This window comes from Bacillus sp. SW14, from assembly GCF_047608225.1.
Taxonomy (GTDB): Bacteria; Bacillota; Bacilli; order Bacillales; family Bacillaceae; genus Bacillus; species Bacillus subtilis_G.
In genome coordinates this window covers 117,711-140,839 of sequence record NZ_JBLKRW010000001.1, presented here as the reverse complement: position 1 = coordinate 140,839, position 23,129 = coordinate 117,711, and the positions used below count along the sequence as shown (strand labels likewise).

Sequence of the window (23,129 nt, the reverse complement as noted above, 5' to 3'; positions counted from 1 at the left end):
CTAACGGCAGCCCTTTCCTCACCATTTCACGCTTCAGCCACTTTTTCAGCTTAGACATACCGACGCTCCTCTCCATTTTTGATAAAAATGAAAAAACTCCACCGATTTGGTGAAGTTCCGAAACAAAAAGACCTTCACCAAATAGATTTGGCAAAGGTCTCGCTAACAATGAGATTGCCAGCAAAGCCGAGGACATCTTGTCCCGTAATGACGACTTTACTGTAAAAGCTACTCCCCTTTGGAGTGTTCATTTTTATTACTTTCATTCTAAAGCACCGGGCATATTCAGTCAAATTCCTGCTGTCCGTTTACGCAAAAGCACGCTGTGGTATTTAAAATTTGAATGGTATTTACATCAGGAGATCATGCTATGACAGAGGAGGTTTTCATCATGAGTCAAGAGCGCGTGAAACGGCCTGGGCATACCAGATGGTACATATCTTCGTTACTCAGCGGCATTATTATTCTTAATTATTTTGACCGAGTGGCCATCTCTGTAGCGGCCCCCGCCATACAAGATTCATTTCACCTTACAGCAACAGAACTCGGCATCGTGTTTTCCATTTACACCTATTCCTATACACTGATGCAGCTGCCTGTCGGGAGTTTGCTGGACCGGTTTGGCGTGGCATGGGTCACAAGGATCGGAATGACAATATGGAGCTTTTTAACAATCCTTCTTGCTTTTTTGCAAGGAAAATTGCTGTTATATTTGTTCCGTTTTCTCATTGGGCTGACGAGCGCCTCTGCGTTCCCTGCCGCTTCCAAGGCAACCGCTCTATGGTTTCCTCCAAGCGAGCGGGGGTTGGCCAACTCACTGTTCGACTCGGCCGCCAAGTTTTCAAACGTAATCGGCGCGCCATTGGTCGCCTTTCTTGTCACCGCGTTTGACTGGCGTGTCGCTTTTTTAACGATTGGGTGCATCAATGTGCTGTTTACGATCTTTTTCTGGCATTATTATGAGCAGCCTGAACGGCACAAACGCATTTCCAAAAACGAGCTAAACTATATTCAAAGACACAATTCAATGACAACAGAGCAAATCCCTTACAAAACGGGTCCGCTTTTAAAAAAGCTTTTCTCCAACCGTAAAGTATGGGGCTTGATGATTGGATTTACTGGGTACGGCTATACATTCAACCTGCTGCTCACCTGGCTTCCGACTTTCTTTAAACATACATACGGAATGGATATCATGTCGTCCGGTTTATTTACAGCCGTGCCCTGGCTGATCTCAACCATTTCCGGAATTGTCGTCGGCGGCTGGCTCGTCGATTACTTCATTAAGAAAGGTTATCCTAACACCAAGGTGTACCGAACGGTAATCATTGTCGGAATGAGCTTTGGCTTTTTCTTTTTAGGCTCGATTCTGACGAACAATATCACCGTCGCGATTATCTGTATTTCAATCGGACTCGCCGGTATTTCCGCAACCGCTCCAGTCGGCTGGTCCATTTCAGCAGAACTGGCACCGATCGGTTCCGTGTCCATGCTGAGCTCCATGGTGAATCTGGCAAACAACTTGTTCGGAGGCATTATCGCTGCTTCACTGACGGGATATTTGGTTGATGTGACAGGATCCTTTACGCTCAGCTTTCTGGTAGCCGGTTTTGTACTGCTGCTCGGGCTGGTTTTTTATGTGTTTGTATTAGGGGATGTAAAACGAATTACGTTGGAATAAAGAGTGCGTGTTGAAAGCACTCTTTTTCTTTGGCAAAAAAAGCCATCTCTCATGAGACGACTTCCCCTATTTGTCATGAAATGAAAATTTGGGAGCAGAAATCTCCTTTTTTTCTATACCTAAAGCCATTTCCAATCAATGGCATGCTCTTGCAATTCTTCGGCAACCGCAAAATAGGCGGCTCCCTTCAGGAGACTGGCATGCTGCGCATATCGTATCCCCGCAGCATACTCCCAAGCTAAATCCAAATTCAGGCCGTACACAATTTGCTCAATCGCCTCTTGATTACTCAAACAGAATCTTTCCTCATTTGCAATGTGCTATATCCTATTCCGTCTGGGCGATAGTGATACAAATAAATCATAGGCCGACCGTTTTATACTTACGATAAGTGACTCCCAACAATCGATACATTCTGGCGGTCAAGCATAAATCTCCGCCCGTTCCATTTCAACACGGTTTGGACATATCCCAGTGAGTCAGCATTATACCTCCCGGCGATCCGCTGATACGCCAGCAATTCGTATACGCCATCTCTGTCAAAATCAACCGGATACAAGCCAGACAAAGGATTGACCCAGCCTTCTATCGGCATTTTCAATACCCCCTGCTGGGTATAAATCTCATTCAAATATTCCCTGCCCTTGTAAGTAAGGTCGAGGATATACGTTTCGTTCTGATGATGGCTGATGACATTTGCCTTGTATTGATTTTGATAGCTCACACTGTACTTCCATTCAGCATTGAACACATCCGAATTAAAAATCTGTCGGAACTGCCGGTTTAGATAGGCAAAAACATACGCATATATCGTGCCGCCGCTTCCCCCAGTGTCTATTACCACTGCCACATCATCCATCTTGTCGCCTGTCATATCCCCGAGAAAAAGAGACGGATTGTAGCCCATATTGTTTTGGAGCTGGATTCGCTGTTCCTGATGGGTTCTGCCGTCACGGATCACCAATGTGATATTTCTCCATAAAGGGCTGCCAGGCATTTGGATGCCAGTGAGAAAGACCTCATCAATAACGCCGTCTCCCGTTACATTTCCGCGGGCTGATGTAATGACTGCGCTGGAGGATGCAATGGGCTGCCGAAATACGTATGGATATTGAACAAACCCTCTGTGCCTGCCTGCATAAAACCAATAAGGATTCATTCTGAAATCATACAGATTCAATGAAGTCACCTTCCCTCATCAGCTGAATGAATCATTATATGCGCAAATAGCATGTCAAAGACATATCCGGACGCTAAACACCAATTAAATCCATTCCATATGAATTATCGATGGCACAAAGCCACTCGCCTTGCGCATTCTTCTTAAACACATAGGGGCCTGTATCTGGCCGTACAGTTTGAATGAGGAAATGTCTTGTTCTTTTACAATACGTTCTAACGCATCGACGATCTCTTTGCCCAGCCCGAAGTTGCGATAGGGTTCAGAATGCAGATCCGAACCCGCCTCCACATCTTCTTTCACTGTGATATAAGGCAAAACAGAAAATCCAAGCCTAATCGCTTCAATACTCCACAACTCCATTGTTTGAAAGCTGCGAGTGTCATGCTTCACAAGATAGCGGTCATGAATTCGAGCCTAAAGCAAAGCACCATCTCTCAGGATCTGTCGATTTATGTTTGATCACTAATGAACCTATCAATAAAGTACTGGAGCATCTCAAGAAAACAAACGTCAATATCGAGGAAGGCCCAATCAAAAGAACCGATGCACTCGGCCCGATTCTATCTGTTTATATAAAAGACCCCGATCAGAATCTCATTGAGACATCGGAGTATCTCTAAATGTCTCTCTAAACATATCAATATTGCTAGGTATGTTTTTTCCCACTTCCTTTAGTCCCTATACCTTAACACATAATTTTTATACAATTCTTCGTTATAAAGAATTTCTTCACCATGTGAAGAGCAAATGAGGGTTGGTTTGATTTCATCTATGATTGCGCCGCTGTCGATGTTCTCATTCATATCAACACTGAATCTTCTGATAGGCGGGTGTAAATTTTTCTTACTTGTGATAAAAACGTCACCTGATAATAGAACATGATCGACTTCATGATGGTACACAACATGCCCCGGGGAATGTCCGGGTGTTAGATAGGATTGCAGCGGCAAGTGGGCAAGCGTTTGTTCCGTCAGCGGCTGGACAATATGGGCTACCCCTGTGTTCTCCACCTCATTTTTGTTCGGATAAGGCGCTTCCCCATTGATATAGATTAGTTCTTTCTGATGGGCATAAATTGGAATATCAAATCTCTCTAACCATTTTGATGCACCTTGAATATGATCGCTGTGCCCATGGGTAAGCAAAATGGCTTTTGGACTGCCGATCGCTAACGCTGCCCTGATCTGAGCATCCGCAAAACGTTCTATTCCCGTATCAATGATATAAACATCATCACCATCTTTAATAAACCAAATATGAACCGGAATCCCAATAGGCACATCAAGCTCAAATTCACATTGAAAGACATGTTCTGACAATTGTCTCAAATTCATGCCAACCACTCCCTTTGGAAATTTTTTGATATATTTACTGTAATACATCTTAGTTAGTTATGTAATGACGCACATTTTTGTAACTTACATTGCGAGGTGACAAATATGGGAAACCGGTTAAATGGATTTGGCGCTTGCAGTACAGAAGTAAAAATGGCTTCTCCCGTGGAAATGACGCTGCATATTATCGGTGGGAAATGGAGTAGCCCTTTTAAAAATACATACTGTTTGAATAGCACCAATCCCGTCAGGCACACTTGACGAACTTAAACCTTGTTTCTTGAAAAATAATCAGTTATGCTGATTATATGTTAAACTGATTATTGTTGGAGGTGAAAGAATTGGAAAAATGGAATCAATCCTATGGTTTTCTACTCGGAAAAGTTCTCCAGCGAATGGAAAATACATTTGCTGAAGGGCTTAGACCATATGAAATTAACGCAAGACAATACGGAGTTCTTTTATTTATCAAAGGAAACCCTTATTCATCACAAAAAGATATTTCTGAAAACCTGCAAATCGACCGGACTACGATGGTGAGTCATATCGATCATCTAGAGACTTTAGGATTTGTTGAGAGAACAAAAAATCCTAATGACAGAAGATCCTATAGCCTTAAGATTACTGAAAAAGGTAACGATGTATTGGATTCACGTTGGGAGTTTTTAGTTAATACGGAATTAGAGGTATTAGCTCCGTTAAATCAACAAGAAAGACAATTACTTAAAGATTGCCTTATTAAAATTTGGAGATCACTTTAAAAAAACAGGAGGTTTTACAATATGCAAGCTCTCGATTATTTTAATGCACGTCTCGAAGCAACGATAAGCCCTATGGATTTTTTGAAAGCTAAGCAAATGAATCCCGAGAAATACGTCTTAATCGATGTTCGAAACGGTCCAATTCATGTAAGGAACGTAACAATTGAAGATGCTCACATTATTCCTGAACAAGAACTGCAAGCTCGTTTAAACGAAATACCAAAAGAAAAAGAAATCATTGTTTATTGCTGGGATGTCTGGTGCAATACCGCTGCAAAAGTTGCAAAGTTTTTATTAGAACATGGATATAAAGTGAAAGAGCTGACGGGAGGGATTGCAGCATGGAAAGAAATGAACTTCCCTGTCACAAATACAAATCAAGACAATCACATATCTGATGATTGTGGATGCTGACTCTGTGCCTGTGCAACATAAAAGATACTGGGTGGGAGTGGCTTCCCGAGATCACGTAATGAAAGCAATTCAAGGCGGATTTGCACAACTTTGTCATGGCAAAGAGGCACCCTTAAAAAAGATGAATAAAGGTGATTGGATCATTTATTATTCTCCAAAGGTCAATATTAAGGATAGTACGCCATATCAAAAATTTACGGCTTTAGGCAAAGTAGTAGATCGTCATATTTTTCAATTTGATATGGCAAATGATTTTCAGCCTTTTCGAAGACATATACATTTCATTCATTGCACAGAAATACCCATTCGCCCATTAATCCCATACCTTTCTTTCATAGAAGACGAGAAGCGTTGGGGCTACTCATTTCGGTTTGGGCATTTTGAGATCAGTGAAAAGGATTTTAAGCTAATTGCACAAAAAATGGTTGATGTTAAAGGAGATTAGATGACTTTGATCTCCTTTAAGCTTTCTTTATATTCACAATATCACCTAACCATTCATTACATTGTGATATCATGACGATGAATCATTGGTTATTTCTAAAAATAGAGGTGGAGAGTTATGAATCACGAGGAAATGATCAATTACTACTATCCTTGGTGAAGGGCGGACGGTGATGCGTCACAACGGGAATAAAAAATGGTTTGCGCTTATCTTTCATCTTGATGGCCATTTATGCGTTAACCTTAAGTGCGAACCTGAGCGAGCCAATTTCCTGCGTAGTATTTTTAAAGAGGTAAAGCCCGGGTATCATATGAATAAAGACCATTGGAATACAGTGATCTTAGATGGCAACCTCTCACAAGAGGCTCTTGATGATATGGTGCAACATAGTTTCGAATTGACAAAGCCAAAGAAGTCTTAATGTTTATTCACCATGATGATCAGCAGGAACCTATAATAAGTTCCTGTTTGTAATTTATCAAAATCTTTTACCGTTTCATTAATACGGATAACTCACCTTCAAACACTTTTTCCTCTTTTTGATTATAGGTAGATAACAATACAGTAAGTATTCCCGTTTGACTTTTATTTGGTTTTTTATCAATAACCTTAACGATAGTGTTCAGCTTATCATTCGGGTATACGGGTGCTAGGAATTTTATATGATTCATTCCTGTTCCAGCAATAATATCGTCCTCATGACACCCTTCTTCAATCCAGAGCTTAAAAGTGATGGCTAACGTTTGTATTCCAGATGCAATGATTCCGTTAAACCTGCCCATTTTTGCTTTCTCTTCATTTACATGCATGTATTGCGGGTCATATTCTTCTGCAAAATTCATGACATTCTCTTTTGTTAATTCAAATGGTTTAGTTTGAAAAACCTGTCCAATAGAAAATTCATCTAACTTCATAGGGGCACCTCCTTGTATCTAATCTTTATAAAATAACATTTTAACACATTCAGTAACCTCGACGAGAGGACAGTTAATCGATGAGGGTCTCTGTGCTCACTACCCCCACAACCGTGTGAACTTCCTTCTTAAAAGCGAAATGCGAAAACTAGCCGGTTCTGGTCAGCATCGGTTATTCGGCTTGCCTTTGGTGGTAAGTTGATATCTACATATACATACAGTCAATTTGGCTTAGCTATATTTATTTGTAAACAAGTCTATTATTGTTTCTATTGTTTTATTAAAATGTAAGGAGCTTTCAAAGTATTGAAGATTGTACTTTTGGCATTCCTCTTTTATCAGGATACTATCTGTTTTAATCCGCTCTAATTCTGATTTGATCTGAACATGATCTAGATTTCTCAATCTGTCATTCTCTGTCATGCTGGAGTGAAATTTCATTTTATCTATGTTATTTTCTATGTCTATTTCTGCTATTCCTATAAAACAGGCCTTAACATTCCCAGAATAACGTTGCTCAAACTTTGCTACGTGGCTAGGAATGAATTGTACACCTTCTATTATGTAATCTATTTTGTTCTCAACCATAGCTGTCATCAAAGGATTAATGACTTTCCAGAGTCGTTGCCCATTTTTAAAATCACCATCAGTTGGATGAACCTCCATTTCTGGTAATCCATTCACAATTCCCATCATTAAATAGTCTAACGAGAAATAAGGGATTTTTGTTTCTGCTAACATTCTCTTTGCTGTAGTTGTCTTCCCACTCCTTGAAGAACCGCCAATAAGGTATAACACACTTATCTCTCCTAAATGATTAAAATTTCACAAAGCGATTGTTCACCTGATTAATCTAACTGTTTCTCCATACCTGACATTGATTTAAATCCAAACTTTTCATACACTTTTTTCACTGTAGAACTAGACCATAATCTAGCACGTTTTGTCCCCTTATTACTTTAACCATAAACAAACGCCATCCACAAGTTGGTAGGTCACTCCGTTTCTTCTATGTTGCTTTAAAGTATAAACAGCTATATTCCAGTCGCAACATAGACACTATTGAATCCATACTTGCCCGCAAGGTTAGTCTACCCGTCATTGATGACATATAAAAAGCCTGGATGAATTGCTAAGTCATCACAGGCTGTAAGTGCCTCACTTACAAAAAAATCATCGTCATTTCGGTTTTACCTCTACATAATGAATATGCCGGCCGTCTATTTTGTGCACTTTAAACACATATCCTTCAGCTTCTATTTCAGAGCCAAGATTGGCATCAATATTTTGAGTCATAAACCAGCCGCCTATTGTATCGACATCTACACTCTCTAACGCGGTTTCCAATAGTTTATTTACATCCTCAATAAGTACTTTTGAATCTAAAATGTAATGATCATCATTTATTTTTCGAATGTCAGGCACTTCATGTTCATCAAATTCATCTCTGATGTCGCCTACTATTTCTTCAAGAATATCTTCAACAGTGACCAAGCCTGAAGTACCGCCATATTCATCCACAAGAATAGCGATATGAGTTCGCTCTCTTTGCATTTTCACTAATAAGTCATGAATAGGAACCGATTCAATCACATGGATAACAGGGTTGATATGATTTTCTAACTTGAAATGATCCTTTGTTTTCTGATCTGTATCAATATAAACTGACAAGAACGCCTTGGCATTGATAAAACCAATAATCGTATCTTTATCTCCATTTAAAACCGGATACCTTGTATAGCTCTCTGTCTTAATAGTCTTAACAACAGATTCATAAGAATCATCGATAGAAATCGCTAGTATTTCTCTTCTTGGAATCATGATTTCTTTAGCGATTCTTTCATCAAATTCAAAAATGTTATTGACATACTTTAACTCGTTCTTATTGATTTCACCGCTCTTATAGCTTTCAGACAATAAAATGCGCAGTTCCTCTTCAGAGTGGGCAAGCTCATGTTCTGACGCAGGTTTTAACCCGAAGAGTCCGACGATAAACCGGGCTGAACCATTTAAAAACCAGATAAAAGGATACAAAATGCGATAAAACCAGATAATAGGCTTTGCTGTTAAAAGAGTGATCGCTTCAGCTTTTTGAATCGCAAGTGTTTTGGGGGCAAGTTCACCAACGACCACATGCAAAAAAGTCGCCATGACAAAAGCAATAACTAAAATCAATACATGTGAGACGGGTTCACTTACATGAAAATAAACAAATAAGGGGTGCAGAATCACTTCAAAAGTCGACTCTCCAACCCAGCCAATTCCTAACGCTGTTACAGTGATTCCCAGCTGACAGGCTGACAAATACTCGTCCAAATGAGTCACAACTTTTTTTGCTGATACAGCGCCTTTTTTGCCCTCTAATATGAGTTGGTCTATTTTCGAAGTTCTAATCTTGACAATCGCAAATTCAGTTGCAACAAAAAATGCAGTTAACACAATTAAAATGGCAAATATAATAAGATTAAGGGTTGTCAATCGCTTGCCTTACCAAGTAAGGCGAACACCTCCTGTATAAAGATCTCTCTTACATATTCCTTAGTATTGATAATTTAAACATACAATAACCGAACAAAAATGTTTTATCTCCATTTCGTTTAAACATATATCTTCTATATCATATTGTAAGTTCATCTGAACCCAAAATCAATAATGATTATTTAAAGTAACCTGTATGAGAATTTTTTTATCTGATTGTGATAAGTTAGTTTTGTGAATACATTTATCAAAATCCAAAAATGAAGAAAGAAGGTGATCCCATCCCTTGGGGAGAAGAAGCCTTCGAAAAAGCAAAACGCGAAAACAAGCCGGTTCTGGTCAGTATCGGTTATTCGACTTGTCAATGGTGGCATAACATAACCTTCAATAATATAGTTAACGAAGACCTTTTATAAAGGCTTTTTTTCATCGCCATCAGCCAAAAAAACAGTTCATCCCCAAAACGAAAGAATGAGCTTCCTTGTTACAAGAAGGTCTAATATTTCGTTCTGGGGGTGCTGTGAAATTTCAAGTTAGGACCCCATATTGACAATAGTAAAAAAATGAATTCACCTTAGAGTGAACGTTCATTCTAAATACTTATAGCGGAGGAATTCCATGTTCGAAAAATATAAGAAATCCAAGAAAGCTGTTCTTGAGACAACATAGAACAAATGACTTGCAGGCTACATCAATGGCCATGATCTCCAGTGAATCCGGTGTTTCGATGGGAAGCATTTACAACAGCTTCTCGGGAAAAGAAGACATTGTTAACGAACTGTTTACAAGTATTGTCGAGTTTCAAACTGAAATTGTACTAAAGGACTTCTATAATAACTCCTCGATCCTCGAACGTTTCGAGAGAATATGGAGAAATTTGATTCAATTCACCCTTGATTACCCAGATGCATTTCAGTTCATAGAACAATATTCTTTCTCCCCTTATATTTACGATTCATCCAAAAAAGAGCCTGCAAGAACGCTTGGTGTACTCCCTTGTCTCAGATATATGCAGAAGCCATTCAAGAACAGCTGTTTATACCAGGAAACCCACGGCTTATGGCGCAAATGCACTGGGGGACTATCGTCTACCTAATGAGAGACCATCTCCAAGGCAACCTTGACCTTTCGCCTGAAGTCATCAAAATGGCGATTTGCTCTTGCTGGAACTCTGTAAGTACGGACAAGGGATTCAACTTGTTGGCTGGAAAGTAAGTGCTGTAAACATCCGCATATAAAAAGTTGATCTGCCCCGCTCTGGGGCAGATCAACTTTTTATACTCAAATTAGAATGAACGTTCACTACAATTATAATGGAGGGTAACTATCATGAGAAATAAAATCGTACTTGTTACAGGAGCTACTAGTGGTATTGGGAAAGCAGTAGCCAAAGAATTGGCTGAAAGAGGCGCTAAAGTGTTTGTCGGAGGCAGACGCGAGCAATTCGGCGAGCAAGGTACGTGACATTCGCGCTGCTGGCGGAGAAGCTTTCTTCATCCAAATGGATGTCACTAATGAAGAAAGCATTAGCCAAGCTATTGAGGTTATTGTAAGCCGTTATGGACGTCTGGAATTGGCCGTCAACAATGCAGGAGTTGTTCTGGAGCAAGCGCCTTTGGCCAATTCAGATAAGGAATTATTTTCAAATACAATGCAAACGAACGTATTGGGTGTTTATTTGAGCATGAAACATGAAATCCAACAAATGTTAAAGAATGGAGGCGGATCGATCGTAAATACATCTTCAGTAGCCGGCATTAAGGTGTTCGCGGCAAATAGCGCATATGTCGCTTCAAAATATGCGGTTGAAGGGCTGAGCAAATCAGCGGCGCTTGACTATGCAAACCAAGACATTCGTATCAATACCGTAGCTCCGGGACCGACACGAACAGAGACAATGGAAAATGATGAAGCCCTGCTTAATAGTTACTCTGAGATGAGCCCAAGCAAACGGGTCGGTACACCGGAAGTGATTTCCAAAGGCATCGCTTGGCTTCTCTCTGACGAAGCCTCTTATGTAACGGGGACTACTTTGACAATCGATGGAGGAACGTCTGCTGGTTAATATTAAATCTATATATAACTTCTCATAATAAATCTTATTTTTTAAAAAATCCCTTTCGGATTACTTGATGTGCCCCCCCCTTAAGATAGACATAAATAAAATCTCCGAGTAATCTATGTATGTATGTATCTTAGGGGTGCATTTTTATATGGAACAAAATATATTTTGAAGAAAGAGGTTGAGCTTTAATGAAATCATTGAGCAACATTTTTCGCACTTCCACATTCAGAAAAATGATACCTGTACTATTTCTTTCATACGCAACGCTTGTAGGCTGTTCAAACAATGACGTTGATGCTGAATTAACGAAACCCCAAAAACCAGAAACCTCCAGCAACCATGATTTTGCCAAGCTTGAAGAAGAATATGATGCTAAACTTGGTGTCTTTGCGTTGAATACTGGTACAAATCAAACAGTAACCTACCATCCAGATGAGCGTTTTGCTTATGCATCAACTCATAAGGCTCTAGCTGTAGGAGCACTTTTACAACAGAAGTCAATAGAAGACCTGAATCAAAAAGTCACCTATACACGTGAGGATCTTGTCAATTATAATCCGATTACAGAAAAGCATGTTGATACAGGGATGACCCTGAAGGAGCTTTCCGATGCTTCTCTTCGATACAGTGACAATACTGCTGCAAATCTCATCCTTACACAACTGGGGGGACCGGCTGGGTTTAAAAAAGCACTGGATAAAATTGGTGATCACGTTACCAACCCAGAGCGATTTGAGCCAGATTTAAATGAAGTAAATCCAGGTGAAACTCATGATACGAGTACACCAAAAGCACTTGCTACTAGTCTTCAAGCTTTTACACTGGGAGATGCACTCCCAACTGAGAAACGTGAACTTTTAATAGATTGGATGAAGAGAAATACAACTGGAGATACATTAATCCGTGCTGGAGTGCCAAAAGGTTGGGAAGTTGCTGATAAGACTGGAGCAGGATCATATGGTACGCGAAATGACATTGCGATTATTTGGCCACCAAAAGAAGATCCTATTGTTCTTGCCGTACTTTCAAGCCGCGATAAAAAAGATGCTGATTATAACGACAAGCTTATCGCTGAGGCAACAAAAGTAGTAATTAAGACCCTTAAAGTCAAAAACAAATAGAAAATAAGTGTACTAAAAAAGGCTGCGTTAATGGCCTTTTTTAATACATTATATATGCATCATGGAAACATGATTACAGATCTTAAGTATCTGGTATATTAAATAGAAGAAAGAGAATACTTTTAAAAAACATTTTGAAAGAAGGTGATCCCATGCCAAACAAAAGTAAACCCAATAGATTAATCGATGAGAAGTCTCCATATTTACTCCAACACGCCCACAACCCAGTAGACTGGTGCCCTTGGGGAGAAGAAGCCTTCGAAAAAGCAAAACGCGAAAACAAGCCGGTTCTGGTCAGCATCGGTTATTCGACTTGTCATTGGTGGCATAGGATCTTTTTTATATTAGATGCACACAACAACTTCATCCAAATACAAAAACGAATAGGAACTATATACTAGTTGTTTTTTTATTTACAGTCTAAACAAAATAAAGGAAGTATTGCTACTCTCCAAACGATAGCTAGCCTTCAATTAAACGTTTTAACTTAAGCTCAGTTTCAGTATCCTCAACTGGAGTATAGACGCTGCATCTTAAATCAGTATCCCCATGCACTTGTAATGAAGTAAGATTAAACAACATTTTACCTACCTTAGCATGACGAAACTCAATTAATACTTCAGGAGCAGAGCTTATCTCATTTTCATTCCAAATTTTATGAAACTCGGGATACGCCTTTTCCATTTCTTGTATAAATTGCTCATACCAGTCATCAGCCACATACTGTCCATAATACGTTCTAAATATTGCAATATATCCTCTAACAAAATGCTCCCAATTCACTGCTAAACTTTTAAATTCTTTTCTTGCGAATAGTAAGCGTATTATATTCCTTTCTGCCGGGATGATTTGTTCAAAATCCAAAAATACATTAGCTGCTGCTTGATTCCACCCAACAATCTGACTTCTTCTATCTGATATAATCGTTGGGCAATAACGAAGTTCCTGCAAAATTTTTGCTAAAGCGGGACTGATTCCCCTCTCATTCTCATTTATAAAGGGTTGTTTCACTCCTTCCTCTAACGCTAGAGCATACAAATATCTCCTTTCATCGTTATTTAATTGTAATGCTCGAGAAATAGCATCTAATACCGAAGTAGATACTTTTATATCTCTGCCTTGTTCTAACCATGTATACCAAGTAAGACTTACACCGGCTAGTTGAGCCACTTCTTCTCTTCTTAGTCCTGGTGTTCTTCTGCGGGTTCCTACAGGTAAACCAACCATTTGGGGAGTAATTTTCGAACGTTGGTTCTTTAGAAATTCTGATAAAGCTTGAAGTCTTGTTTCAGGTTTCATTAAGATCTCCCTTTAAAATAGTATTAATTATACTAGGATAAACAACAACTTGTAATAGGATAACACAATAGCTAATGTTAATAAAAACAAGGAGGGAATTATCATGAAAAGAGTTGTCATTACTGGAATGGGAGTTATTTCTCCACTAGGAAATGATGTAAATAGCTTTTGGAATCAACTAGTTAAAGGACAATCGGGAATATCTCTAATTGATTCTTTTGATACTGCTGATTATAAAACAAAGATAGCTGGAATCGTTCGTGATTTCGATGCAGATGAAATATTGGGGAGAAAAGAAGCAAAACGATTAGATCGTTTTAGTCAGTTTGCCTTAGCAGCAGCCGAACAAGCATTAGAAAATTCACAATTACAGTTAGATAATATTGATCTTGAACGTTTAGGGGTATATGTTGGTTCAGGAATCGGAGGCATACAATCGCTTGTTGATAATGTGAATGTATTAAATAAACGAAGTCCCGCGAGAGTAAGCCCTAGCCTTGTACCAATGATGATTTCAAATGCAGCTGCGGCCCAAATAAGCATAAGATTAGGAGCACAAGGACCATCATTATCACCAGTCACAGCTTGTTCAATCGGGAACACCTCTATTGGTGAAGCTTTCAATGCTATCCGAAATGATGAAGCAGATATTATATTTGCCGGTGGAGCGGAAGCTGCAATCACACAGTTATCTTTGGCTAGTTTTGGAAACGCCCATGCACTATCTACAAGAAACCAAGAGCCAAGTCGAGCCAGCCGGCCATTTGATACAGATAGAGATGGCTTTGTTATGAGTGAAGGCGCAGGTATCTTAGTATTAGAATCATTAGAAAACGCTATTCTTAGAGATGCGCCGATATTATGTGAAGTAGTGGGGTACGGAGCTAGTTCAGATGCTCATCATATGGTAGCATCACACCCAGAAGGTAAGGGTGCCTACTTAGCAATGAAAAAAGCATTGAGAAGTGCAAATATATCAACAGGTGAAATTGATGTTATTAGTGCTCATGCAACAAGTACACAAGTAGGTGATCGTTCAGAAGTTCTAGCTATTAAGAAATTATTTGGTGAACATTCACGTGAAATTCCAACAACTGCAAACAAGTCAATGACTGGGCACATGCTTGGTGCTGCTGGCGGAGTAGAAGCAATTGCTTTAGTGGAAAGTTTGAGACGAGGAATTATTCCGCCCACTATTAATGTAGAGAAGCAAGATCCAGATTGCAACTTAGATGTTGTATCAGAAGCGAGACACCTTCCATTGAAATATGGGCTATCAAATTCTTTTGGTTTTGGAGGACATAATTCAGCAATCTTGTTAAAGCATTACGATTAAAGACCCATCTTTATAGTTCAAAGGTGAAATAATGAATCTATCAAGGGTTTATAGCCCTTGATTTTCATTATGGAATACCTCACAGACAAATTATGACGGGCCTCAGCTATCTGGTATATTAAATAGTGGAAATAGAATACTAAAAAAAACATTTAGAAAGAAGGTGATCCCATGCCCACTAATAATAAACCCAATAGATTAATCGCTGAGAAATCTCCTTATTTACTTCAACATGCTCATAACCCTGTGAATTGGTTCCCTTGGGGAGAGGAAGCCTTCGAAAAAGCGAAACGCGAAAACAAACCGGTTCTGGTCAGCATCGGCTATTCGACTTGCCATTGGTGACATCTCTATTGAAGCATCCAAAGGACAACCAAGGATGGCTCTTTGATATTTCCAAGAAGAAATTAGAGTGAATAAAGGAGTAATTGAGTATGTTAACAAGAGAAGATATCTTTAAACACGTCAAAGAAAAATACGGTACATCGCCTGATTATCCGTGGGAGAAATACCCAAACTATGCTTCTTTGAGACATGAATCAAACAAAAAATGGTACGGTCTTATCATGAATGTTCTCCCAGAAAAATTAGGCTTGGAAGGATATGACGAAATAGATATTCTGAATCTAAAATGTCCCCCTGACATAAGTGATAGCTTAAGAAATGGGGAAAATTTCTTACCCGGATATCATATGGATAAGGAACATTGGATTTCAGTTGTTTTAGAACGGACAGATCCAGAAGGCGAAATCTATAACTTAATCGAGCAGAGCTTTCATTTAACCAAGTGAAGATAAAGAGTGTTCCTGCTAATCGAGCTGCGGAGAGTAGTGGGCACTTTCATTTTAGGATATTGTTCTTCACTTTGTCCACAAATGCAACTTAGTCCATCTGGTGTGTGAGTGGGAGAAGAATTTCTACCAACTTCTTATGTAAAAGGATGAATAGTTATGACAAATAACTTAAAACAGAGAAGAATAGTGTTAGATTTAGCAGTTACTTTAGATGGTTTTATTGAAGGGAAAAATGGAGAAGTTGATTGGTGCATTATGGACCCTGATATGGGGTTTACTGATTTCTTAAATCAAATTGATACTATTTTATATGGTAGAAAAAGCTACGATTTATGGGGACAATATATTCCAAAAAATGAAGACCCTGATACAGAAAAGGAAATTTGGAAATTGGTTCATAGTAAAAAGAAATATGTTTTTTCCAGAACACAAAATGAGATTGATAATCAAGCCATATTTATAAATGATAATATTCTTGAGGAAGTAAATAAATTGAAGAAAAAGCCTGGCAAAGACATTTGGCTATATGGTGGAGCGAGTCTCATTACAACTTTTATAAATTTGGGGCTTGTTGATGAATTTAGATTATCTATTCACCCTGTTGTTTTGGGAGAAGGAAAACCGTTGTTTATTGATGTAAAACAGAGGATAAATTTAAAAATGGTGAATACAAGAACATTTTCCTCTGGCGTTGTGCAAATCGTTTATCATTGGAATGGCTAAAAAAAATCTTTCCCTCCAAAATATACATAGTAAGGTAACACTCGACAGTTATTTTTCTTATTGAACTAAAGGGGAGTCCATAAATTATGGGTTCCCCTTAATACTATGGAATTATCAACATCGAATTTTAACAGAGCCCAAAATATCTTTTCCTGTAATAAAAGAAAAGAAGACTGAAAAGGACGAATTAACATAATTCAACATTATAGTATATTTTATTCTCCCTCTTTTAAGTAAATCAGCTAAGTTTTGTATTTATAAAAAAAACGAAAGAAGAGGATCCCATGCCCACTAACAATAAACCCAATAGATTAATCGCTGAGAAGTCTACTTATTTTACTTCAACCTGCTCATAACCCTGTGGACTGGTTCCCTTAGGGAGAAGAAGCATATGAAAAAGCGAAACGCGAAAACAAGCCTGTTCTCGTATCTATTGGGTATAGCTAACGATGGCTAATCTAAAGAACATGCATTGGTGACCTGAGGTAATCAACTCGTGTGGAACTCAAAAGATGCCATTTTTAAACGCTAATACCATTTGTTCAAATAATACAGTTTACCTTTTATGTTATTCATTTTCTAAAACCTGTAATCCGTAACCATGCGGTAGCAGGTTTTTTTATTTGCTTGACTTAGAGTTAACTCTAAGTTGTAAACTAACTTTAATCAAAAGAGAGGAATGATGTTTGTTGTATTCCATTAGTAAAGCTGCTGAGAAGACTAGTATTAGCTCGTATACATTAAGATATTACGAAAAGATTGGGTTACTTCCACCACCAAAACGAAAAAACAGTGGAAGGCGTTTTTATACAGAGACTGATATTCAGTTCATGACATTCCTTAAAAGTTTAAAGGAAACAGGTATGTCTTTAGAGGATATTAATGAGTTTGTCAAAGACGGCTGCATTTTGGAAAAAATCAATTCGGATGTTAAATCAGCACAGCTCTCCCCATCTATAAATAAACGTATTGAGATTTTAACTAAGCACTTAGAGAAAATGGAAATTAAAAAAAAGGAGCTGGAAGAAGTAATTTCTACTACAAAAGGAAAACTGGATACATATTATTCAATTTTGAAAGAGGAAGTGGAAAACAAATGAAACATTTAAATATATACCTGATGTTAATTGGCTTCTCTATTTTTACAGGAGCTACTTTTAATCTTGCAAAATATACGGTTGGATATTTTTCTCCATCGTTCTCTGCGGCATGGCGTTTCGGTTTAGCTGCTGCAGTGATGCTCATCATTTTGATTTTTACTGAAGGTATAAAGAAGAGTCAATTACGGAAAAACGCCGTTTCATACATTGTTCTTGGAATTATAGGAATATTTGGATTTAATGCCTTGTTTTTTATTGGTTTGAAATATACATCTCCCGTTAACGGAGCATTAATAATGGGTCTGAATCCTTTATTAACAGCAATTTTCGCTCGAATGATCTTAAAGGACAAAATGACAAAAAAACAAGTGCTCGGCATATTCTTTGCATTCATCGGTGTATTGTTAGTCATTACACAAGGTTCTATCGAAATCATTAAAACCTTATCAATTTCAGGGGGAGATTTAATAATCTTTACAGGTAACGTTTGTTGGGCACTTTATGGTGTACTTGGACGGCGGTTTGTAAAAGATGGTACTCCGCTATCTACAACCACTTATACGATGGTTATCGGTGCTGTTAGTTTAATAGTAGTTTCCCTATTTACATCCAAACCTGTTTCTTTATCGAACATCCCGATTGGAGTTTGGGGGGCAATTGCCTTTATGGCTTTCTTTACAAGCGTTTTGGGTTACCTATGGTGGAATCAGGGGATTAAGGAGATTGGGGCAGGTAAAACATCTTTATTTTTCAACCTTGTTCCCGTTGTAACGATGATTATTTCATTTGCTGTTGGAACACCAATAAAGGTATTTCAAGTTATTGGGGCTGTATTAGTTATATTAGGCGTTTTAACTGCTTCGGGGGTAATACGTTTTCCTAAGTACAATACTAGAGAACAGTCAGCTGTATAAAGAAGCAGGGATTATTTTTGAGAAAATGTGTTAAGTTAAATATACACTAATTATAGAAAGAAGGTGATCCCATGCCAAACAAAAATAAACCCAATAGATTAATCGCTGAGAAATCACCATACTTACTTCAACACGCCCACAACCCAGTAGACTGGTACCCTTGGGGAGAAGAAGCCTTCGAAAAAGCAAAACGCGAAAACAAACCGGTTCTGGTCAGCATCGGTTATTCAACATGCCATTGGTGCCATGTCTGTTAAAGTAACCAAAACAGACAACCAAGAATCGTTGAGACACCTCCCTGTGATTTTTATCAAAGAACGAATTAGAGTGAATAAGGAAGTGGTTGAGTATGTTAACAAGAGAAGATATCTTTAAACACGTCAAAGAAAAATACGGTACATCGCCTAATTACCCATGGAAGAAATACCAAAACTATGCTACTTTGAGACATGAATCAAACAAAAAATGGTACGGTCTTATAATGAATGTTCTCCCCGAGAAATTAGGATTGGAGGGAAATGACGAAATAGATATTCTGAATCTAAAATGTCCACCTGAAATAAGTGATAGTTTAAGAAACGGAAAAAACATCCTTCCTGGATATCATATGGATAAGGAACATTGGATTTCACTTGTTTTGGACCGTACAGATCCAGAAGGAGAAATTTATTATTTAATCGAGCAGAGCTTTAATTTAACCAAGTTAACCAAGTAAAGATAAAGAGTGTTCCTGCTAATCAAGCTAGATTAGTGACACCGCATCATATAATATTATGAGTGCTGATTTTCTCAAGTATAGCATTTGAAGAACGTATGTTTTTGAGTCTCGTTTATTCAATATAATTTGAACCTGATTTTTTTTGTAAAGCAACGTTGTCACAACATATAGTACGTAACCAACTATATATCCACAATTAATAAAGCATTTTAAACATAAAAATTAACGTTGATGTCAATAATTTCACAAATGCTGCTGTCGAAACTCTGTAGGTGTACAACCTGTTTCACGTTTGAAAAATTTGTTAAAGTGGGTAGGTTCCTTAAAATTGAGTTTTTCTGCAATGTCGCTTATAGAATAGTCAGTATGCATTAGCAACCGTTTCGCTTCAAGGTTAATTCGGGCAGAAATAAAAGCTTTGGCACTTATGCCGACTGCTGCCATAGTTGCTCGATTCAGAGTTTTTTCTGAGCAGTTTAGCCGAATAGCATAATCACTGACATGACTTAACTCAGCAAAGCATTCCTCAACGAGTTTTTGGAATTTTGTAAAACGCGGCGATATTTGAGAGTGAATATTGTCATGCATCTGTTTTTGTTTATGAAGAATATTGAGCCAAGCCACAAATGCATAAAGCTGGTAACGTAATAACATATGCACATCCTCTTCTTCCCCTTCAACTAACGAGTCTTCAAGCATTTGTTCGATTGAACTGATTCCACGACTTAACTCATCATTATTTAAATTTAAAATGTTTGGTAGCCTATCAAAGTCAAGAGCTAGCTTATGCTCATTTAAAGTTGTTGTGTTAGGTAAAAGAAACTCCGAACGAAACAAAATAATCCACCCGTCCCAATTCTCATCATGTCCAAAATTATGAACTTGACCTGGAGATATGGCAAGTAAGGTTCCTTGTCTACAGGAAATCGGCTCAAAATCAACCCATTGTACACACTCTCCTTGAATAACACATATAAGCATATAGAATTCATACCTATAAGTTATATGCATCTTTTCTTTTGGTGTTCGCTGTTTAAGATCAGAGAAACGAAAGACTTCCAAATCGTACGGGTATGATAATACAGGTTGATATTTAAGGCGTTTTATATTAATTTTTTGTTTTTCCTTTCGTTTCATTACGTAAACCCCTTTATTCTAAAATGATATAAACGTCCGAAAAGTATCAGTTGAAGTCTTGATTTTACCTTTATTCATTCTGTTCGTTGGGCTAAAATGATCATATCACTTCAACGATTCTAAAGGAAGTATCCAGTTTCAAATAACGCATGACGATTTTTCTTTAGTCTTGTATATAATTTATAAAAAGAAAGAGGTAAAACAATAAAGAAATTTTATGAAGCACGCTATACCCCTGAACAGCAGAAGTTAGCAGAAGAAATTATAGGAATGGAAAAGGCTGCGCTGGATAAATATTTCAAAGGCGATATGTCTGGTTATCTGGATCTCTGGTCCAGGGACAACTTCACTTATTTTGATGCAAATACTGAAGAGAGAGCAGATACATATGAAGAAGTTGCACATTTTCTGAAGACTGTCGTTGAAGGAAAAATGTATGCTGATAGCTACGATTTCCATGCTCCAAGAGTTCAGTTCGGTAAAGATATGGCAGTTCTGACTTTCCAGCTTCATGCGGACACCTCTTTGATTGAAATGCATTACAACGTTATTGAGGTTTTCCAGAAAGACGCAAGTGGCTGGCATGTCATTCATTCTACCTGGGATTTGATCACACCGTTCTCCCCTAATGTAAAAAAACCGAAAGTGATTGTTTAAGTATCAGGAGATTTTCAAACCACACACTGTTCTTTACTACGATATTAGATCAGTAGTTTTTATGTTCATAACTGATGGCTGCCATTGAACACATTGAAATGTTCTGTGGCAGCCTGTTTATATATAACTGTAAATATGACTTTCGACAGCAAGCTATTATTGACAAAATTTTAAAAAATGAAAAGGCAATTAATGAACGTTTTACGCAGGAGATTATTTTGGGTTTTTAGATTGTTCTATTGATGATGTAACTTATGTAGATCGAATATTCCTAGCATGATTTATGATCCTCAATTCCTCCATATAATAGATGAGAAAAAGCAAAAGCCGGTCGATTTGGAGACATAATAGCATCTGGTATGCAAACAATGAGTACAAGATTTAAATTATGGAAGTAGGTGCTCATGAGGAAGTTGTAATTGCCGGGACTGGAATGAGCAATATAAAATTCTTTAAACTTGTTTACCCGGAGGATGATTAATGTTGTTGTAGAAGTAATTGGAAAAGTACAAAAGAAGAAAGAGAGTGGAATTGTCACTGTACGTCTGACCACGTTAAATAAACGGAGCGAGAAGGTGTTCGAAGGAGATTTAAGTGTCTTGATGAAAGATATATAAAATATTGATAGAGAGGAGAGAACTCTCATGAAACAAGGCTCAATTTTTGAAGATGACAATGATAAGACCAGACCTCTGGCAAGTAGAATGCGACCTCAAAGTCTTGAAGAGTTCATTGGTCAGGAACACTTATTGGGAAAAGGAAAGATTCTCCGTGAATTGATTGAAAGCGATCAAGTGTCATCCATGATATTTTGGGGTCCTCCAGGTGTTGGTAAAACTACACTTGCCAAAATTATTGCAAACAAGACAAAAGCGGAGTTTATTACTTTCAGTGCAGTGAGAAGCGGAATAAAAGAAATAAGGAAGGTAATGGACGATTCAGAATATAATCGTCAATTTGGTGAAAAGACTATCGTTTTCGTTGATGAAATCCACCGTTTTAATAAAGCGCAACAAGATGCCTTTTTACCATATGTTGAAAAAGGCAGTATCATCATGATAGGCGCAACCACTGAAAACCCTTCATTTGAAGTGAATTCCGCCTTATTATCGAGAAGTAAGGTCTTTGTATTAAACCCGTTGGAAACTAAAGATATCGTAAAATTATTAAAGAACTCCATTCAAAAAGGTTTTACAGAAGAAGTGGAAATCAGTTATGATATCTTGATAACGATTTCTAAATTTGCTAATGGAGATGCGCGGATTGCATTAAACACTTTAGAAATGTGTGTGTTGAATGCAGAGAGAGATGGGAAACATGTAAAGGTCAATGAGGATGTTATAAAACAACTGATCACAAGAAAAGCTCTCTTTTATGATAAGAACGGTGAGGAGCATTACAACATCATATCAGCTCTCCATAAGTCCATGCGAAACAGCGACGTTCATGCTGCTATCTATTGGCTTTCCAGAATGCTTGAATCAGGAGAAGACCCACTCTATATAGCTAGACGTTTAGTGCGATTTGCTAGCGAGGATATTGGTGTGGCGGATAGCAGAGCGCTGGAATTAAGTGTTAGTGTATTTCAAGCATGTCAGTTTCTTGGTATGCCTGAATGTGATGTACACTTAACACAAGCAGTAATTTATCTTTCATTGGCTCCTAAATCTGATTCAGTTTATGCAGCTTATAAAAAAGCCCAAAAGGATGCTTTGCATTCGGTCAATGAACCTGTACCTTTGCAACTGCGTAATGCACCAACACAACTAATGAAAGACCTTGAGTACGGTAAGGAATACCAACATGCACAAGATTTCAAAGACAAAATCACTGATATGCAGTCCATGCCTGATTCACTTATTGGCCGAGAATACTATCACCCAAGTGATCAAGGGTCAGAAAAGAGATTTAAGGATAGATTAGCATCTATAAAAAACTGGCACTTGAATCGAAAAAAGAAGTAGTGTTCATCTTTGTGGATACAGCCAATAAACTTTGAGATGTGTTGTTTATCTTGGATATTGCTTAAATGAATGAAAAAAGTTTGGCTCAAAA

23 protein-coding genes and 11 pseudogenes are annotated in these 23,129 nt (G+C 38.1%); 23 read left to right on the top strand and 11 right to left on the bottom strand.

Going from position 1 to position 23,129, the window contains the following annotated elements:
• The first annotated feature begins 370 nt into the window (after positions 1-370).
• Entirely contained in the window at positions 371-1,681 is a 1,311-nt protein-coding gene (locus ACMX2I_RS00795) for an MFS transporter (protein ID WP_414955872.1), read from the top strand.
• A 119-nt stretch (positions 1,682-1,800) separates the two neighbouring features.
• On the opposite strand, the gene ACMX2I_RS00790 is transcribed toward ACMX2I_RS00795, so the two are convergent.
• From ACMX2I_RS00790 to ACMX2I_RS00770, 5 genes and pseudogenes are all read right to left on the bottom strand, one after another.
• Positions 1,801-1,974: a hypothetical protein gene (locus tag ACMX2I_RS00790; RefSeq protein WP_414955871.1), complete on the bottom strand. Its 174-nt coding sequence runs from the start codon at positions 1,972-1,974 to the stop codon at positions 1,801-1,803.
• An 89-nt stretch (positions 1,975-2,063) separates the two neighbouring features.
• Positions 2,064-2,861, bottom strand: coding sequence for a hypothetical protein (locus ACMX2I_RS00785; protein ID WP_414955870.1), 798 nt, complete (start codon positions 2,859-2,861; stop codon positions 2,064-2,066).
• 73 nt (positions 2,862-2,934) lie between these two features.
• Positions 2,935-3,015 (bottom strand): annotated as a pseudogene (locus ACMX2I_RS00780) (DUF4440 domain-containing protein); the annotation flags it as partial.
• Between the two features lie 2 nt (positions 3,016-3,017).
• Positions 3,018-3,139, bottom strand: a pseudogene (locus ACMX2I_RS00775) (GNAT family N-acetyltransferase); the annotation flags it as partial.
• A 1-nt stretch (position 3,140) separates the two neighbouring features.
• Positions 3,141-3,266, bottom strand: a pseudogene (locus ACMX2I_RS00770) (LysR family transcriptional regulator); the annotation flags it as partial.
• Here ACMX2I_RS00770 and ACMX2I_RS00765 point away from each other — a divergent pair.
• Positions 3,257-3,484 (top strand): annotated as a pseudogene (locus tag ACMX2I_RS00765) (VOC family protein); the annotation flags it as partial. The pseudogenes ACMX2I_RS00770 and ACMX2I_RS00765 overlap by 10 nt on opposite strands.
• A gap of 51 nt (positions 3,485-3,535) precedes the next feature.
• On the opposite strand, the gene ACMX2I_RS00760 reads toward ACMX2I_RS00765, so the two are convergent.
• Positions 3,536-4,198: an MBL fold metallo-hydrolase gene (locus tag ACMX2I_RS00760; RefSeq protein ID WP_414955869.1), complete on the bottom strand. Its 663-nt coding sequence runs from the start codon at positions 4,196-4,198 to the stop codon at positions 3,536-3,538.
• Positions 4,199-4,539: 341 nt separating this feature from the next.
• Here ACMX2I_RS00760 and ACMX2I_RS00755 point away from each other — a divergent pair, with 341 nt between their 5' ends.
• The 4 genes and pseudogenes from ACMX2I_RS00755 to ACMX2I_RS00740 form a co-directional block, all read left to right on the top strand.
• On the top strand, positions 4,540-4,959 hold the full coding sequence (locus ACMX2I_RS00755) for a MarR family winged helix-turn-helix transcriptional regulator (RefSeq protein WP_414955868.1): 420 nt from the start codon (positions 4,540-4,542) through the stop codon (positions 4,957-4,959).
• Positions 4,960-4,980: 21 nt separating this feature from the next.
• Positions 4,981-5,373, top strand: coding sequence for a rhodanese-like domain-containing protein (locus ACMX2I_RS00750; protein WP_414955867.1), 393 nt, complete (start codon positions 4,981-4,983; stop codon positions 5,371-5,373).
• Between the two features lie 10 nt (positions 5,374-5,383).
• Positions 5,384-5,818 (top strand): EVE domain-containing protein, encoded by a 435-nt coding sequence (locus ACMX2I_RS00745; RefSeq protein ID WP_414958276.1) that lies wholly within the window; start codon positions 5,384-5,386, stop codon positions 5,816-5,818.
• 154 nt (positions 5,819-5,972) lie between these two features.
• Positions 5,973-6,239: pseudogene (locus ACMX2I_RS00740) on the top strand (MmcQ/YjbR family DNA-binding protein); the annotation flags it as partial.
• Between the two features lie 67 nt (positions 6,240-6,306).
• Here the strand turns inward: ACMX2I_RS00740 and ACMX2I_RS00735 are convergent.
• The 3 genes from ACMX2I_RS00735 to ACMX2I_RS00725 all read right to left on the bottom strand — a co-directional run bounded on the left by ACMX2I_RS00735 (position 6,307) and on the right by ACMX2I_RS00725 (position 9,210).
• Positions 6,307-6,732, bottom strand: coding sequence for a MaoC family dehydratase (locus tag ACMX2I_RS00735; protein ID WP_087993889.1), 426 nt, complete (start codon positions 6,730-6,732; stop codon positions 6,307-6,309).
• 231 nt (positions 6,733-6,963) lie between these two features.
• Positions 6,964-7,530: an adenylate kinase gene (locus ACMX2I_RS00730; RefSeq protein WP_414955866.1), complete on the bottom strand. Its 567-nt coding sequence runs from the start codon at positions 7,528-7,530 to the stop codon at positions 6,964-6,966.
• Positions 7,531-7,911: 381 nt separating this feature from the next.
• Entirely contained in the window at positions 7,912-9,210 is a 1,299-nt protein-coding gene (locus ACMX2I_RS00725) for a hemolysin family protein (RefSeq protein WP_414955865.1), read from the bottom strand.
• A gap of 275 nt (positions 9,211-9,485) precedes the next feature.
• Here ACMX2I_RS00725 and ACMX2I_RS00720 point away from each other — a divergent pair.
• The 6 genes and pseudogenes from ACMX2I_RS00720 to ACMX2I_RS00695 all read left to right on the top strand — a co-directional run.
• Positions 9,486-9,626 (top strand): annotated as a pseudogene (locus tag ACMX2I_RS00720) (DUF255 domain-containing protein); the annotation flags it as partial.
• 239 nt (positions 9,627-9,865) lie between these two features.
• Positions 9,866-10,306: a TetR/AcrR family transcriptional regulator gene (locus ACMX2I_RS00715; protein WP_414955864.1), complete on the top strand. Its 441-nt coding sequence runs from the start codon at positions 9,866-9,868 to the stop codon at positions 10,304-10,306.
• Positions 10,207-10,425: a hypothetical protein gene (locus ACMX2I_RS00710; protein WP_414955863.1), complete on the top strand. Its 219-nt coding sequence runs from the start codon at positions 10,207-10,209 to the stop codon at positions 10,423-10,425. The genes ACMX2I_RS00715 and ACMX2I_RS00710 overlap by 100 nt, the downstream gene beginning before the upstream one ends.
• 114 nt (positions 10,426-10,539) lie before the next feature.
• Positions 10,540-11,275 (top strand): annotated as a pseudogene (locus ACMX2I_RS00705) (SDR family NAD(P)-dependent oxidoreductase).
• A 188-nt stretch (positions 11,276-11,463) separates the two neighbouring features.
• Positions 11,464-12,396: a class A beta-lactamase gene (gene bla / locus ACMX2I_RS00700; RefSeq protein ID WP_414955862.1), complete on the top strand. Its 933-nt coding sequence runs from the start codon at positions 11,464-11,466 to the stop codon at positions 12,394-12,396.
• Positions 12,397-12,548: 152 nt separating this feature from the next.
• Positions 12,549-12,722 (top strand): annotated as a pseudogene (locus ACMX2I_RS00695) (DUF255 domain-containing protein); the annotation flags it as partial.
• A 136-nt stretch (positions 12,723-12,858) separates the two neighbouring features.
• Here the strand turns inward: ACMX2I_RS00695 and ACMX2I_RS00690 are convergent.
• Positions 12,859-13,695, bottom strand: a complete 837-nt coding sequence (locus ACMX2I_RS00690) for a helix-turn-helix transcriptional regulator (RefSeq protein WP_414955861.1) — start codon at positions 13,693-13,695, stop codon at positions 12,859-12,861.
• Positions 13,696-13,798: 103 nt separating this feature from the next.
• Between ACMX2I_RS00690 and fabF the strand changes: the two genes are divergently transcribed.
• The 9 genes and pseudogenes from fabF (at position 13,799) to ACMX2I_RS00645 (ending at position 19,277) form a co-directional block, all read left to right on the top strand.
• Positions 13,799-15,031: a beta-ketoacyl-ACP synthase II gene (fabF, locus tag ACMX2I_RS00685; protein ID WP_087993884.1), complete on the top strand. Its 1,233-nt coding sequence runs from the start codon at positions 13,799-13,801 to the stop codon at positions 15,029-15,031.
• Between the two features lie 171 nt (positions 15,032-15,202).
• Positions 15,203-15,373 (top strand): annotated as a pseudogene (locus ACMX2I_RS00680) (DUF255 domain-containing protein); the annotation flags it as partial.
• A 92-nt stretch (positions 15,374-15,465) separates the two neighbouring features.
• A complete protein-coding gene (locus ACMX2I_RS00675; protein ID WP_414955860.1) occupies positions 15,466-15,822 on the top strand; it encodes an MmcQ/YjbR family DNA-binding protein in 357 nt (118 codons plus the stop codon).
• A gap of 159 nt (positions 15,823-15,981) precedes the next feature.
• Positions 15,982-16,548, top strand: a complete 567-nt coding sequence (locus tag ACMX2I_RS00670) for a dihydrofolate reductase family protein (RefSeq protein WP_394715589.1) — start codon at positions 15,982-15,984, stop codon at positions 16,546-16,548.
• A 284-nt stretch (positions 16,549-16,832) separates the two neighbouring features.
• A pseudogene (locus ACMX2I_RS00665) lies at positions 16,833-16,992 on the top strand (DUF255 domain-containing protein); the annotation flags it as partial.
• Between the two features lie 242 nt (positions 16,993-17,234).
• Positions 17,235-17,648: a MerR family transcriptional regulator gene (locus ACMX2I_RS00660; RefSeq protein ID WP_087993766.1), complete on the top strand. Its 414-nt coding sequence runs from the start codon at positions 17,235-17,237 to the stop codon at positions 17,646-17,648.
• A complete protein-coding gene (locus ACMX2I_RS00655) occupies positions 17,645-18,562 on the top strand; it encodes a DMT family transporter (RefSeq protein ID WP_414955859.1) in 918 nt (305 codons plus the stop codon). Before ACMX2I_RS00660 ends, ACMX2I_RS00655 begins: the two co-directional genes overlap by 4 nt.
• Before the next feature lie 71 nt (positions 18,563-18,633).
• Positions 18,634-18,813, top strand: a pseudogene (locus tag ACMX2I_RS00650) (DUF255 domain-containing protein); the annotation flags it as partial.
• 98 nt (positions 18,814-18,911) lie between these two features.
• The gene (locus ACMX2I_RS00645) at positions 18,912-19,277 is read left to right on the top strand and encodes an MmcQ/YjbR family DNA-binding protein (RefSeq protein ID WP_414955858.1); all 366 of its coding nucleotides are present in this window, start codon (positions 18,912-18,914) and stop codon (positions 19,275-19,277) included.
• A gap of 246 nt (positions 19,278-19,523) precedes the next feature.
• Here ACMX2I_RS00645 and ACMX2I_RS00640 read toward each other — a convergent pair whose 3' ends face one another.
• Entirely contained in the window at positions 19,524-20,417 is an 894-nt protein-coding gene (locus ACMX2I_RS00640; protein WP_414955857.1) for an AraC family transcriptional regulator, read from the bottom strand.
• Between the two features lie 270 nt (positions 20,418-20,687).
• On the opposite strand from ACMX2I_RS00640, the gene ACMX2I_RS00635 reads away from it, so the two are divergent.
• Together ACMX2I_RS00635 and ACMX2I_RS00630 are read left to right on the top strand one after the other, a co-directional pair.
• Positions 20,688-21,074, top strand: coding sequence for a nuclear transport factor 2 family protein (locus ACMX2I_RS00635; RefSeq protein ID WP_414955856.1), 387 nt, complete (start codon positions 20,688-20,690; stop codon positions 21,072-21,074).
• A 644-nt stretch (positions 21,075-21,718) separates the two neighbouring features.
• Complete coding sequence (locus ACMX2I_RS00630; protein ID WP_414955855.1) at positions 21,719-23,038, top strand: replication-associated recombination protein A; 1,320 nt, start codon at positions 21,719-21,721, stop codon at positions 23,036-23,038.
• The last annotated feature ends 91 nt before the right edge of the window (positions 23,039-23,129 follow it).